General features: G+C 48.8%; 17 protein-coding genes. 3 read left to right on the forward strand and 14 right to left on the reverse strand.

All coding sequences use genetic code 11. From position 1 onward, the window contains the following. Positions 1-32: 32 nt before the first annotated feature. The 12 genes from H8710_RS10655 to ylxM all read right to left on the reverse strand — a co-directional run bounded on the left by H8710_RS10655 (position 33) and on the right by ylxM (position 9985). Positions 33-1442, reverse strand: a complete 1410-nt coding sequence (locus tag H8710_RS10655; protein WP_249295506.1) for an amidophosphoribosyltransferase — start codon at positions 1440-1442, stop codon at positions 33-35. A 54-nt stretch (positions 1443-1496) separates the two neighbouring features. Beyond that, positions 1497-2207, reverse strand: coding sequence for a phosphoribosylaminoimidazolesuccinocarboxamide synthase (purC, locus tag H8710_RS10660; protein ID WP_249295507.1), 711 nt, complete (start codon positions 2205-2207; stop codon positions 1497-1499). Positions 2208-2235: 28 nt separating this feature from the next. Further along, positions 2236-2730 (reverse strand): 5-(carboxyamino)imidazole ribonucleotide mutase, encoded by a 495-nt coding sequence (gene purE, locus H8710_RS10665; protein WP_249295508.1) that lies wholly within the window; start codon positions 2728-2730, stop codon positions 2236-2238. Positions 2731-3054: 324 nt separating this feature from the next. Then, positions 3055-3714 carry an HD domain-containing protein gene (locus H8710_RS10670; RefSeq protein ID WP_249295509.1) on the reverse strand — a complete coding sequence of 220 codons (660 nt, stop codon included), beginning with the start codon at positions 3712-3714 and terminating at the stop codon, positions 3055-3057. 14 nt (positions 3715-3728) lie between these two features. Further along, on the reverse strand, positions 3729-5540 hold the full coding sequence (gene uvrC, locus H8710_RS10675; RefSeq protein ID WP_249295510.1) for an excinuclease ABC subunit UvrC: 1812 nt from the start codon (positions 5538-5540) through the stop codon (positions 3729-3731). A 75-nt stretch (positions 5541-5615) separates the two neighbouring features. Continuing rightward, positions 5616-5879 carry an HPr family phosphocarrier protein gene (locus tag H8710_RS10680; protein ID WP_249295511.1) on the reverse strand — a complete coding sequence of 88 codons (264 nt, stop codon included), beginning with the start codon at positions 5877-5879 and terminating at the stop codon, positions 5616-5618. 251 nt (positions 5880-6130) lie between these two features. After that, on the reverse strand, positions 6131-6820 hold the full coding sequence (gene trmD, locus H8710_RS10685; protein WP_249295715.1) for a tRNA (guanosine(37)-N1)-methyltransferase TrmD: 690 nt from the start codon (positions 6818-6820) through the stop codon (positions 6131-6133). Continuing rightward, positions 6816-7322 (reverse strand): ribosome maturation factor RimM, encoded by a 507-nt coding sequence (rimM, locus tag H8710_RS10690; protein ID WP_249295512.1) that lies wholly within the window; start codon positions 7320-7322, stop codon positions 6816-6818. The genes trmD and rimM overlap by 5 nt, the downstream gene beginning before the upstream one ends. 207 nt (positions 7323-7529) lie before the next feature. Continuing rightward, complete coding sequence (locus H8710_RS10695) at positions 7530-7763, reverse strand: KH domain-containing protein (protein ID WP_249295513.1); 234 nt, start codon at positions 7761-7763, stop codon at positions 7530-7532. A gap of 173 nt (positions 7764-7936) precedes the next feature. Then, the gene (gene rpsP, locus H8710_RS10700) at positions 7937-8179 is read right to left on the reverse strand and encodes a 30S ribosomal protein S16 (RefSeq protein ID WP_249295515.1); all 243 of its coding nucleotides are present in this window, start codon (positions 8177-8179) and stop codon (positions 7937-7939) included. A gap of 68 nt (positions 8180-8247) precedes the next feature. Next, positions 8248-9576, reverse strand: a complete 1329-nt coding sequence (gene ffh / locus H8710_RS10705) for a signal recognition particle protein (RefSeq protein ID WP_249295517.1) — start codon at positions 9574-9576, stop codon at positions 8248-8250. 34 nt (positions 9577-9610) lie between these two features. Further along, positions 9611-9985, reverse strand: coding sequence for a YlxM family DNA-binding protein (gene ylxM / locus H8710_RS10710; RefSeq protein WP_249295520.1), 375 nt, complete (start codon positions 9983-9985; stop codon positions 9611-9613). A 316-nt stretch (positions 9986-10301) separates the two neighbouring features. Between ylxM and H8710_RS10715 the strand changes: the two genes are divergently transcribed. Then, a complete protein-coding gene (locus H8710_RS10715; protein ID WP_249295525.1) occupies positions 10302-10829 on the forward strand; it encodes a hypothetical protein in 528 nt (175 codons plus the stop codon). Between the two features lie 96 nt (positions 10830-10925). Then, positions 10926-11129 (forward strand): alpha/beta-type small acid-soluble spore protein, encoded by a 204-nt coding sequence (locus H8710_RS10720; protein ID WP_249295528.1) that lies wholly within the window; start codon positions 10926-10928, stop codon positions 11127-11129. 45 nt (positions 11130-11174) lie between these two features. Here H8710_RS10720 and H8710_RS10725 read toward each other — a convergent pair whose 3' ends face one another. Together H8710_RS10725 and H8710_RS10730 are read right to left on the reverse strand one after the other, a co-directional pair. Next, positions 11175-12053, reverse strand: a complete 879-nt coding sequence (locus H8710_RS10725; protein ID WP_249295532.1) for an MBL fold metallo-hydrolase — start codon at positions 12051-12053, stop codon at positions 11175-11177. A 252-nt stretch (positions 12054-12305) separates the two neighbouring features. After that, positions 12306-12467, reverse strand: a complete 162-nt coding sequence (locus H8710_RS10730) for a hypothetical protein (protein ID WP_249295534.1) — start codon at positions 12465-12467, stop codon at positions 12306-12308. 343 nt (positions 12468-12810) lie between these two features. On the opposite strand from H8710_RS10730, the gene H8710_RS10735 reads away from it, so the two are divergent. Continuing rightward, the gene (locus H8710_RS10735; protein ID WP_249295536.1) at positions 12811-13875 is read left to right on the forward strand and encodes a Gfo/Idh/MocA family protein; all 1065 of its coding nucleotides are present in this window, start codon (positions 12811-12813) and stop codon (positions 13873-13875) included. The last annotated feature ends 3 nt before the right edge of the window (positions 13876-13878 follow it).

Below are 13878 nucleotides of genomic sequence, written 5' to 3' on the forward strand. Positions count from 1 at the left end.
CACCGCCAAGCGACGGATTCAGTTCCATGATTTTATTCCTGGCCGCTCCAGCAATAGGTGCAGACCTGGTCGCGAGGCAGTCCGATGGCTTTAAGCATTCCATCCAATGTTTGATAACGGAGGGTGGTAAAGTCCAGCTTTTCGCCAATTTTCTGAACCATTTTTTGATACCGCTCGGTCTTATCGTCACAGTATTCGCCTAAGTGCTCTAAAGCGCCCTCGCCTTCCAGCTCGGCAATCACCCGGCGGGTAATCAGCTCCATCTCCGAAGTACTCCGAGAAAAATTCAGGTATTTGCAGCCGAACATAATCGGCGGGCAGGCGGAGCGAATGTGTACTTCCTTGGCGCCGCTGTTGTAGAGAAAATCGACGGTTTCGCCCATCTGGGTGCCGCGGACGATGGAGTCATCTATAAAAAGAAGGCTTTTGCCGCGGATAAGGGCGTCCACTGGAATCAGCTTCATCCGGGCTACCAGGTTTCTCATCGACTGATTTGTCGGCATAAAACTTCTGGGCCAAGTGGGGGTATATTTGATAAAAGGCCGCGCAAAAGGGATACCGGATTGATTTGCATATCCGATGGCGTGAGGAACGCCGGAATCGGGGATACCAGCGATATAGTCAATGCCTTTGTACTGATCATTCTCCGCCAGAATTTCACCGCAGCGGTACCGCATTTCTTCCACGTTTACATTTTCGTAGCTGGAGGTGGGATAGCCGTAATAGGTCCAGAGGAAGGCGCAGATTTTCATCTGCTTGTCCGGTTTTCGGAGAATCTGGACTTGATCCGAATTTATCAGGACGATTTCACCAGGCCCCAGTTCCCGATCCAGCTCATAGCCAAGATTTAGGTAAGAAAAGGACTCAAAGGAAGCACAGCGGGCCCCATCCTTCCGGCCCAAAATCACTGGTGTCCGGCCCATTTTATCCCGGGCGGCGTAGATGCCATCTTTGGTGAGCAGCAGCATCGACATAGAGCCGTCGACTTGCTCCTGAGCGTATCGTATTCCCTCCGGAATGCTGTCTTTCTGGTTGATGAGAGAAGCGACCAGCTCGGTTGCGTTCACTTTGCCGCCGCTCATTTCGAGAAAATGGGTGCTCCCCTTCTGAAAAGCGCTGCTGATCAGTTCTGTCTCATTATTGATACGCCCCACCGTCGTGATGGCATAATTGCCCAGATGAGAGCGGACAATGAGGGGCTGAGGCTCGTTGTCGCTGATACAGCCGATCCCCATCATGCCGGCCATTTCATTTATATCTTTTTCAAACTTGGTACGAAATGGGGAATTTTCAATGTTGTGAATAGCGCGCTGAAAGCCGGCCTCTTTGGAATAGACCGCCATACCGCCGCGTCTTGTCCCCAGATGGGAGTGGTAATCCACTCCGAAAAACAGGTCTGTCACACAGTCTTCCCGTGAAACGACGCCAAAAAATCCGCCCAAAAGTGATTCCTCCTGTTCCGATTGCCCACGGATATCGCGGGCGAAGTACGATGATTATTCGCCCAATAGGCGTTTCATGATTTCCTTATAAGCGTCTTCTTCGCCGCCCATATCTCTGCGGAAGCGGTCCTTATCCAGCTTTTCATGGGTCTTACTGTCCCAGAAACGGCAGGTGTCGGGGGAGATTTCGTCCGCCAAAACAATAGTGCCGTCAGTGGTTTTACCGAATTCCAGCTTAAAGTCAATGAGCTCGATGCCCACGTCTTTCAGGTAGTCGGTGAGGAAGCGGTTGACGTGGAAGGAATACTCGGCGATTTTACCCAGTTCTTCTTTCGTGGCAACGCCAAGAGCGGCGATGTGGTATTCATTGACCATGGGGTCACCCAGAGCGTCATCTTTGTAGCAGAATTCCAAAACGGTGGACTGAAGCTTGGCGCCTTCCGGCAGGCCCAGACGTTTGGAAAGGGAACCGGCGGCGATATTTCTGACGATAACTTCAAGCGGAATAATGGTCACTTTTTTGACCAGCGTCTCCCGGTCGGAGAGCTCCTCTACAAAATGGGTGGGAACGCCGTCTGCCTCTAAAAGTTTCATCAGGTGGTTGGTCACTCGGTTGTTGATGATGCCTTTGTTGTGGATGGTTCCTTTTTTTAGACCGTTTAGCGCGGTGGCGTCGTCTTTATAGTCGACGATATAGAGTTCTGGTTCGTCAGTTTTAAAAACTTTTTTTGCTTTTCCCTCATAGAGCTGTTCCAATTTTTCCATAATGTCCTTCACCTTTCCCAAAAAACCTTTATTTGTTGACTTCCTGTTGAAGCTTTGCGTCTTTTTTTCGGACTTCCTCCGCCATATCCTCTTTCATTTTCTCTAGTTTTTCACTTAAGGGTTCATCGCTGACTGCCAATATTTCGAGAGCTAAAATGGCGGCGTTTTTTGCGCCATTGACGGCAACGGTTGCTACTGGGATTCCGGAGGGCATCTGGACAGTCGCCAGCAGGGCGTCCAATCCGTCAAACGAGGATTTGATGGGGATGCCGATGACCGGCAGTGTGGTGTGAGCAGCCAAAACGCCGCCCAGATGGGCCGCCATACCAGCAGCGGCGATGATGACGCCAAATCCGTTTTTCTTTGCTTCTTTTGCAAAAGCACAGGCCTCTGCAGGGGTGCGGTGAGCGGACATAACATGAACCTCGGTCTCTATGCCGTATTCCTTCAGACAATCGACAGCCTTTTTGACAATGTCCCAATCGCTGTCGCTGCCCATGATGACTGCAACTTTTTTCAGCATTTTTATTCTCCCTTTCTCCTAAAAAACAAAAAAGCCGCGAAATCATCGCAGCCTGCCCCTTATGCTTATTAATAGACGCGGAAGTGCGCACTTATCCCGGCGGGATGGGATCCCCCCATGGAAGAGCTTTTGCCAGCGCCGCAAGGCCCATTCGACAAAATTATCATCTGTGCACCTCATTTTTCCGCATAGTCATTTATATTACTATAATAATGCAAAATCACTGTCTTTTCAAGAACCAAAAATCCACAAATCGCACTAGTTAAACCCATTCCTTTTGTGCATAGTGGATATGATTTCCAGAGCTGTCCTCGTACTGTGGAATTAAAGCAGTACCTGTCCGTTGATGACCAGTTGAAACTTAAGCTCTAATTTGTCGGCGGCCTTGCGGCAGAGGACCATCCGGTCGAGAAAAATTTCAAAGTAATCCATGACTGCGGACATTTCAGTGTCAATGGTAATAGCCAGCAAAAAACGCTCATGGTCTTCGGTGATGTCTGCATAGGCGTGCTCGACGGCGTAGTTGACCCGATCGTGGATGTCAAAGGTGGCAAAGTCGGAATTGCGGACACGGGAACGGCGTACATCGGTCTTATCTGCCAAAATGAGCGCCGCAGCCACAGGATTCACCGGCATGGCGGTGCCTTCGTCGTGGTTTCCGATGGCGCTTATCACGGTGGCAATTTCGTCGGCAGGCATCCCCAGCTTGTCCAACAGACGAAACGCCATAACGGCGCCGCTCTGGGCATGATCGATGCGGTTGACGATATTGCCGATGTCATGGAGATATCCGGCGATTCGTGCAAGCTCTGCCTCCCGATGGGAATATTGGAGCTCTTCAAGGATCTGCCCCGCTTTTTCCGCCACCTTGGTCACGTGGGCGAAGCTGTGCTCGGTGTACCCCAACGCGATCAGCGCTTCATCAGCTTTCTGAATATAGGTCTTGATTTGGGGATTGTTTTTGATTTGGTGAAATGTAATCATGCTGTTTCCTTTCTCTACAGTTCCTGAATCGCCCGGTAAAGTTCTCCGGCGGTTTCTTCTGAAATTTTCGCGACCTGCCGCAGCTCGTTGGGGGACGCCTCTTTGAGTCGTTTTTTGGTGCGAAATTCCTTCATCAGCGCTTTGACTTTGGCCCCTCCAATGCCTTTGACCTTACGCAGTTCGCTTTCATAGGTAACTTTTTTGTGGAGCGTCCGCTGATAGGCGATGGCGAACCGGTGCACCTCGTCTTGGATGTTTGTTACTAACGTAAAGGCCGATTTCACAGTAGAAATGGCAATTTCGCCGCCCTCCCCGGTGATGGCTCTCGTGCGGTGGCGACTGTCCTTAACCATGCCGAACAGGGGCACATCGATGCCCAGTTCTTTGAGCAACGGCTCCACCGCCGCCACATGGCCTTTGCCTCCGTCCAGCAGAATCAGGTCGGGCAGCCGGGAAAAGGCCGGGTCATTTTCCAGATACCGGGTAAACCGCCGTCTCAGCACCTCCTGCATGGAGGCATAGTCGTCCTGCCCTGCCACGTCCTTGATGGCGAACCGCTTGTAATCGCTCTTTAGGGGCCTGCCGTTTTCAAAGACGATCATGCCGCCCACTCGGGCAGTCTCTCCCCAGTTTGAAATATCGTAGGCTTCGATATAATAAGGAGTGCTTGAAAGTCCCAGCAGCCGTCCCAGTTCTTCCAGCGCTGCCACCTCTCGGCCGGTGCGCTGGACTTTGAGGGAAAGCTGCTCCGCAGCGTTATTATAGGCCATTTCGATCAGCTTTTTGCGTTCGCCCTTCTGAGGAACGGACACGGTAACCGCATGGGAACTCCGATGGCGCAAAAACTGCTGGAACAGATCCATGTCCTCCACTTCCTCGTCGAGGACCACTGCTTTGGGAAAATCCTGCGTATTTGCGTAATACCGGGTCATAAATTCATCCCGTACATCTTTTATATCGTACACTTCATCAAAAACAAAATTTTCTTTGTCGGAAAGCCTGCCTTCTCTGAATTTCAGTACCACACAGCAGGCCATCAGATGATTTTTGACAAAGCCCCACACGTCCATGGACCGGTTTTCAGGGAGGAGAACCACCTGGGTGTCTCCCACCTTGACAATGGCGTTGATGCGGTCCCGGAGGCGAGCTGCCTTTTCAAATTCCAGATTCTCCGCCGCTGTTTCCATCTCTTCCCGCATTTTATCCACATTGACGCTGCCGCCGCTGCGGATATAGTCCATGGCGTCTTCCAAGAGGGCGTGGTATTCATCTTTGGACATCCTTCCCTGACAGAGGCCGATGCACTGCTTGATATGAAAATTGAGGCAGGGCCGCCCTTTGCGGAAATCCTGGGGAAATTTTCGGGAACAGGTGGGCAGACGGAAAATTTTGTTGACCTGTTCAACCGTCTGTTTCACTACAAAGCCGCTGGTGTAAGGCCCCAGATAAGTGCCGCTGCCGGTTTTTTGTAAGGCGGCAGAGATGCGGGGGTACTCCTCGTCCGAAATGTGGATATAGTGATAGCCCTTGTCGTCTTTTAAAAGAATGTTGTATTTCGGATCATAATGTTTGATGAGGCTGCACTCCAGCACCAGGGCCTCAAACTCGCTGGCGGTGACGATGTAGTCGAAGTCGTTGACCATCGAAACCATCTTCCGCACCTTTTCGTTGTGGGAAGAATTCTGGCGAAAATAGCTGACCACCCGGTTTTTTAGAGCCTTGGCCTTTCCTACATAGATGATTTCTCCTTGCTTATCCTTCATCAGGTAGACGCCGGGCTGCATAGTCAGGCTGAGGGCTTTTTGCTTCAGTTGTTCAATATCCATCTATTAACCTCGTTTTGATATAGAAGAAAAAAGAAACAGCGCCGCCAAAACGGCAGCGCCTGATGTCATAAAAAATTATTCTGCAAAAGCGGATTCAACGAGTTTTACCAAAGCGTCGACCGCTTCCTGCTCGTCGGGGCCGTCCGCGATGATCCGAATGTCGGTGCCGCCTATGATGCCCAGAGAAAGAACGCCCAGCAGACTCTTGGCGTTGACTCTGCGCTCGTCTTTTTCCACCCAGACGGAGGATTTGTACTCGTTGGCTCTCTGGATAAAGAAGGTGGCAGGACGGGCGTGGAGGCCGACATGATTCTTGACGGTTACATCTTTAATGTACATATAATACTCTCCTAAACTACTTGAAAATTTCTATCAAATTCCATTGGATACCGTTTCCATTCAAATTATCTATATTATACCACGGCAAAAAGGGGAGTCAACAAAATTTATCGCGGAAAACGCGTCTTTCCTGAAAATTCGGCGACTGCGTAAAATCTACATAATAGTTTTCCACATATTTGTGCAGAATTGCCAATTTTTTTAAACCGATTTTCCACAATCCCCAAAGGACAACCAGACCCAAGGCAGACTCAATCCTTCTTTTCCAGCAAATCCGGTCGTTTTTCTCGGGTACGGAGGAGGGACTGTTCGTTCCGCCAGGCATTGATATTGGCGTGATGGCCCGAGAGGAGCACGTCGGGCACTCTCAAGCTGTCCCACTCTTCGGGGCGAGTGTATTGGGGGTATTCTAGCAGGCCGTCCATGTGGCTTTCTTTCTCAAAGCATTCGTCGGCCGCCAAAACTCCATCACAGAGCCGCACCACGCTGTCAATGAGCACCAGCGCCCCTAATTCCCCACCGGTGAGCACATAGTCTCCAATGGAAATTTCCTCGTCGACGATGCGTTCGATGATCCGTTCGTCTACCCCTTCATAATGCCCGCAGAGCAGAAACAGATGCGGCACCTCTCGCAAAGCCAGTGCTTTTTGCTGGTTGAGGGTTTTCCCTTGAGGGGAAAGGTAGATGACATGGGGGATCGACTGGGTCTGCCGTACTATATCCAGATAACAGCGGTAAATAGGCTCCGGCTGCATGACCATCCCTTTGCCGCCGCCGTAAGGGGAATCATCCACCCGATGGTGCTTTGAGTCAGGAGAATAGTCCCGAATATTGTGGCAGTAAATCTCCACCAGGTTGTTTTTGCGGGCCCGTCCGATAATACTAGTTTGGAGAACCGCTTCACACATTTCGGGAAACAGAGTTGCTACGTCGATCCTAATCATCGAACAGCCCCTCCAACGGACGGATTTTCATGATACCATTTTTCAAATCAGTTTGTATTACCACCTGAGGTATGGCGGGGATATAACGGGTTTTCCCGTCGGCAAACCGGATGTGGTACACGTCGTTGGCGCCAGTGGGGCTCACTTCGGTGAGCTCTCCGTACACAATGTTTTCATCGTCGGCATCGACGACCTTGAGGCCGATCAGGTCAGCAACAAAATAAGTCCCCTTCGGAAGCTTCACCTGGTCGCGGGAGATGTACAGCAATTTGTTGACCAGCGCCTGAGCGGCTTCCGGGGTGTTGATTCCATCTAGCTGCATAATGACGATATTTTTATGGGGCCGGGCGGAGCGCACCTTAATAGGCTCACCGTCCAGATAGACCTTTTTGAACCCGGCGGCGAAATCGGGGGTGTCGCACCATGGCTGGAGACGAATCTCCCCTTTGAGCGCGTGAATCGCCACCACTTTTCCCAGTTCCAACAAATCTTTTCCCATCAAAATAAACAATCCTTTCTGGGCATTTGTGTGCCGCCTATTTGGCGAAAACGCAAACGTCCGAGTTTGAAAGTATCCTTCCAAACTGCCGTATCTATCATTATTTACCTGCATTCTATCATTGAAAGGCGGCTTTTGTCAACGGGACAAAAGCCGCTCGTTTTTTCGGTGAAAAATTCCCGCCTGTAAATTCAGGCGGGAAGGGCATCAGTCGATTTCGACCATGATTTTTTCGTTGCGCTGTGCAGCGCAGGAACGCATCACCACGCGGATGGCCTTGGCGATTCTCCCCTGCTTGCCGATGACGCGGCCCATATCGTCGGGGGCGACGTTTAAGTGGTACACAATAACGCCTTCCTCGTTGGGCTCGTCGACGGAAACTTTGACAGCGTCTTTATCCTCGACCAATCCTTTGGCCAGAGCGATCAATAAATCCTGCATAAAAATCAGCATTCCTTTCTGGACGTTTTGGAAGGTTTTGTGCGGCAATGGCGCAAAACTCCTCCTTTGCGGTCACTGGTAAAATTTTCGTACAATCCGAAAATACCGTGCTTAAAGCACGGTATCCTGTCGCTGGTATCCCGACAGCCGGGATGAACCGCAGCCGCCAAAAATTACTTTTCAGCGCCGATTTTCAAGATTTTCTTGACGGTATCGGTGGGCTGAGCACCGTTGGCAATCCATTTGTTTGCTTTCTCAACGTCTACATTGATGACACTGGGGTTTTTGGTGGGATCGTAGGTACCGATCTCCTCGATGAATCTGCCGTCTCTGGGATATCTGGAATCCGCAACAACGATACGGTAAAAGGGAGCTTTTTTCGCACCCATTCTGCGCAGTCTGATTTTAACAGCCATTTGAACACCTCCTAAAATTACTCTCTATCTACAGCCCGCCGTAAATCCGGACGGAGTGTAACCTAAAATTACATCATGGGGGGAAGCCGCATCCGGCGTTTGCCTTTTTTGCCGCCGCCCAGCTTTTTCATCATCTGCTTCATCTGCTCAAACTGTTTGAGCAGACGGTTCACGTCCTGGACCTCGGTGCCGCTTCCGGCGGCAATGCGCCGCTTCCGGCTGGGGTTAATGATGGACGGTTTAGCCCGTTCCGCCTTGGTCATCGAGGTAATCATGGCCTCGATGCGGGTAAACTGATTGTCGTCTAAATTCATTTCATCTATTTTGTTGCCCACGCCGGGGAGCATCGAAACAATCTGCCTCAAAGAACCCATCTTGCGGATCTGCCGCAGCTGATCCAATAAATCGTTCATATCGAAGCTGTTTTCCTTCATCTTTTTGGCAAGCTCAGCGGCTTCTTTTTCGTCCACCGCGTCCTGGGCCTTTTCGATAAGGGTCAAAACGTCGCCCATCCCCAGAATCCGTGACGCCATTCGCTCGGGATGGAAGGGCTCCAGGTCGTCGATTTTTTCGCCGATACCGGAGAATTTGATGGGCTTGCCAGTGACCTGCAAGACAGAGATCGCTGCGCCGCCGCGAGTGTCGGAGTCAAGCTTTGTGAGGATGACGCCGGTAATGGGAAGCGCCTTGTTAAAGGTGTCTGCCACGTTGACGGCGTCCTGACCGGTCATGGCGTCGACTACCAGCAAAATTTCGTTGGGAACAACGGTTTTCTCGATGTTTTTCAGCTCTTCCATCAGCTTTTCGTCGATGTGGAGCCGGCCGGCGGTGTCGATGATGACCAGATCGTGACCGTGGTCTTTGGCGTATTTGACGCCTTCCGACGCGATTTTCACCGGGTCACCCTGCCCCATTTCAAAAACGGTGGCGCCGGCCTTTTCGCCGACGATTTTCAGCTGCTCGATGGCGGCGGGGCGGTAGACGTCACAGGCAACTAAGAGAGGACGTCTGCCCTGGCCCTTAAAATATTTTGCCAGCTTTGCCGAGTGGGTGGTTTTACCGCTTCCCTGTAAGCCGCACATCAACACGATGCAAGGAGGCTTCGACGGAAATACCAGCCGGGCGTTTTGCCCGCCCATCAACGCTGTCAATTCCTCATTTACGATTTTGATAACCTGTTGGGCGGGGGTGAGGCTTTCCAAAACCTCCTGCCCTACTGCACGCTCGCTGACATTTTTGACAAAATCCTTGACGACTTTATAGTTTACGTCCGCTTCCAGAAGGGCGAGCTTTACTTCCCGCATGGCTTCCTTGATGTCGGTTTCATTTAGTTTGCCTTTGCTCTTGAGTTTTTTGAACGCTGCGGACAGTTTGTCTGCAAGGCTTTCAAATGCCAACTGCAATCCCTCCTAACGGGCTATACGTGATGTATTATGAAAAGTTGTCGTCGATATAATCATTTAACATGGTTCGGATGGCAATGGAATCTTCCTCGATAGCCGCCGACGAAGTGAATCCTTCGTTGGTGCGCTCAATATCTCCGCAGAGTTCGGTGACTCGTTCCACTACCTGCATCAGGCGGGTTATTTTTTCCGCAAAGTGGAGCCTTTCTTCCAGTTCCGTTAAATAGGCTTCACCGCGCTTAATGTTGTCCCGGACACCCTGTCTCGTAATGCCCTCGTGCTCAGAAATTTCCGCCAAGGAAAGGTCCTGATTGTAATAGAGCTCAATGACGTCTTTCTGTTTATCGGTGAGCATCTCGCCGTAAAAATCCAAAAGTACCGAAAAATGCAAATCTTTACTCATTTTTATGACTACCTTTCTTCGGAATTGCGGTTGGTTTGCAAAGCAAACCGTCGCCATTGATATACGGAGGCGAAAACCGCAAAACGGGTTTGAAAGAATTGATCTTTCAAACATCCCTCTTTCTGATTTTTTGCGACAGGTGTAAACTTTTTTCCTTTACAAAAACCTATTATACACAAGTTCCGCTTATCTGTCAAGTGATTTCCTTTACAGACCGCAAAAATATTTCTCTTTTTTTTATTTATTTTTTGTGAAAAAAAGGAAACCCTATCAAGTAATCCATAAAAAAGTTCAAATTGGAAAGGGCGGATGCACTTTGGTGAAGATTATCCTGCTGGGGCAGCATCACAACCGATATCTTGAGCGGTTTTTTATCGAAAATTTGTCAGAACACTACTGCCTGACGGCGTTTTCCGAGGACGGCATCTTTTCGATAGGACAAGGCAAAAACCTCATGCTTTTTAGTCTGTCGGCACTTTCCTATTGCCGTGCTGACCACTGTATCAGTGTTCTAACTCCCCACACAAAACTGCCTGAACCCCTTCCGGCAGGAACGATTGTCATAGCCGCCTCCGATGATGAACGACAGCTGAAATCCTTGGCCAAAGCCCAGATACCGGTGATCACCTGCGGGCTTTCTTCTAAAGATACTTTTACCTTTTCCAGTAAGGAGGAGGAAAGTGCAGTAGTGGCTTTGATGCGAAGCGTCAAAAGTGTCTATGGGCACACCATTGAACCTATGGAGGTGCCAATCACCTTTCCTCCTAAAACCGATGATTTTACCCTGCTTTCCTATATGGCGAGCCTAATTTTAACAGAGACCATAAGCGCCCAAAAACAGTAATAGAAATCAAAATTTTACCAGTTATAAAGCAGACGGATCGGCAAACAATACTACTGCAAACGCAAATGAAAAAAGAATTTAAGGAGTGTTAATATTATGTCTAGCAATAACAACGGTAACAGCATTATGGTTCCTCAGGCTAAAGAAGCTATGGAAAAATTCAAAATGGAAGCTGCAAGCGAAGTCGGCGTTAACCTGAAACAGGGTTACAACGGCGATTTGACCTCCAGAGAAGCTGGTTCTGTAGGCGGTCAGATGGTTAAGAAAATGATTGAAGCTTACGAAAACGGCCTCAAATAAGTTTTAATTTTACTGAAAAAGCCTCCGCAAAAAGCGGAGGCTTTTTCATATCATTTTCCATAGGAGACGATTTTCTTTAAACTCAGCAGATAATTTGCCATCGTCGTAGAGCCAGGATAGATAGGAGCGCACCGTGCTGCCTACCAATGCATATTGTTCAAAATTCATTGTCAACTGGTAATGGTCAAATAGATTTTTTAAAAGCTCCTCAAAAGCAATCGGTGTTCTGCAAAACAAAAGGATCTGGTTTGCGACTTCCTCCACTTTGTTTCGATTGAGTGCAGTTAAAGCACCGATGTCGTTTGTTGCTTCCGCATGAGCCGGAACAAACCATTTTGCCTCCATCTGTTCTACGATGGTAAGAGTTTCAAGATAGGCTTTTACATCATAAATAAAAGGAATGTGATATTTTTCAAGTACTGTTTTACTGGAGAGGCAGTCGGCAATAAAACAAACATCATCAGAGGTACGGACACCGATCATGTTCAGAAAATGCCCAGGTAGCCGGAAATACGAAAGCCCGTCCGGCAGCCCGTCGTCTACCGTCCCCGAAGGTTCACTGACCGGAGCAATCATAAATTTACCTCGTAGCTCTCTGCATGGATAACCTCCATAAATAAGGGATGGCTCCATGTGAGGGTAGCGAATGAAAGCATTTTCCAAACCGGTAGAAAGAATCCGGCAGCCAGTTTTTTCCTGCAGAAAGCGGTTGCCCCCGATGTGGTCGGCATTGGAGTGGGTATTGATGATGAGGGCTAATTTCCAATGATGCTCTTCTAAAATTTTGTTGACCTTTTTTCCGGCGTCTTTGTCGTTTCCGCTGTCGATGAGGCACACATGGCCCTCATCCAGCAGGAAAAGGCCCATTTTGGCGGGACTGTTGATATAATAGGTGCGTTCCCCCACTGAAATCAGTTCGTACATATGGATTTCCTCCCTCTTGCTAAAATACCGTACGGAACCTTTTGCTTTTTTACTGCCTTTTACAAAGCAAATGGCAAAAAATAGTTGCAGTCTGTATTGCGGATTGTATATGCCAATACCATCAGGCATGCTGCGGGCATAAAATGCCCGCTAATATACTATTTTTTATTACAAGAGGGAAATCGGAGATTTTCTACCTTGAATGTAACAAAAAATAGCAGAGGACGTACCCACTGTAGTTGAGTAGAATGGCTATTTTTTATAAACTACGGCAACGCACATGCCGGCAATGCCGCCTAAGGGCAGAAAAAGTCCCATATTATGAAACAATAAACCCAAGATAAGTCCGACAACGATTCCTCCGCCCAGCCCGGCGACGAGACGCATAACCTGCGGGCGTTCCCACTTTTTCATAGAAATCCCCATTCCATATTTATTTTGCTGTAGTTCCCAGCATTCACTGCAAATTTGAGCCTTCCTTTAGATGACAGAAAAAACCTATGATTAGTATATTTTAATTTTCAGATTGCTTGCTCGTCCCTCAACCTAATCAATATTTATCCATCTAGTCAAATGATTATTGATGTCTTTTATTCTACCACACTGCAAAGGTCCTTGCAACCGCCCTAAAAGTCAAATCAGGACAAAAAAATAGGCAAATAGGAGCCTTGTACCACTTGCAGTTTTATACTATACTTTGAATGAATTCGTATCCCTAATAATCTTCTATACCAACATTTTGAAAGGGGCCTTTGTTATGGCTAAAATCAAAGTTGCCATTATTGGCTGCGGCACTATTGCAACCAACGCACACATTCCATCCTACCTGAACAACCCAGACGTGGAAATCAAGTATTTTTGTGATATCATTCCGGAGAGAGCCGAGGAAAAAGTGAAAAAGCACGGAGTCGGCACCGCTGTCGTAGACTACCACGATATCTTAAATGACGACGAAGTACAGGCGGTATCCGTGTGTACTCCAAACAATTTACATAACCAGATTTCCATTGACTTTTTGCGTGCGGGCAAAAATGTGCTCTGTGAAAAACCTGCGGCCCGCACTTATGCAGAGGCTCTGGAAATGCAGAAAGTCCAGCATGAAACCGGTAAGGTGCTAAACATCGGTGTCGTCAACCGCTTTAACACCAGTGTCAACATGATTAAAGATATGATTGACAGAGGAGACTTGGGTGAAGTATACCACGTATACGCCAGTTTCCGGGCTCACCGTTCCATTCCTGGATTGGGCGGAATGTTTACCACCAAAGAAATTTCCGGCGGCGGCGTTTTGATCGATTGGGGCGTTCATTATCTCGATTTGATTATGTATTGTTTGGGGGATCCTCAGCCTCTCACCGTTTCTGGTGAGGCTTACTGCAAATTGGGACGCAACATTCCGGAGTATTCTTATATCAGCATGTGGGCCAGCGAACCCGATCCCAATGGGACGTATGACGTTGATGACTTTATCACCGGCATGGTCCGCACCGAAGGCCCCACCATCACATTAAACGGAGCCTGGGCCCAAAATATTGGTGAAGACGAGTGCTATGTCGACTTCATCGGTGACAAAGCAGGTATCCGGCTCCAATATGGCTCCACCTTTAAAATTTACTCGGCCAAGGGCAAATCCCTCTATGAAATTATCCCCAACTACAAAATGGAAGACGCTTTCCAAAATGAAATCAATGCCTTTATCCGCTGCATTCAGACCGGCGAGAAGCTTCCCTCCCACATTGACACCGTTGCCATTACTGCAAAGATGATGCAAGGCCTTTACGATTCGTCAGAAGCTCACAAGGAAGTTTCTTTCTTGGACTAGGAG

Origin of the sequence: Fumia xinanensis (genome assembly GCF_014384905.1) — a bacterium.
In the GTDB taxonomy this organism is placed as follows: domain Bacteria; phylum Bacillota; class Clostridia; order Oscillospirales; family Ruminococcaceae; genus Fumia; species Fumia xinanensis.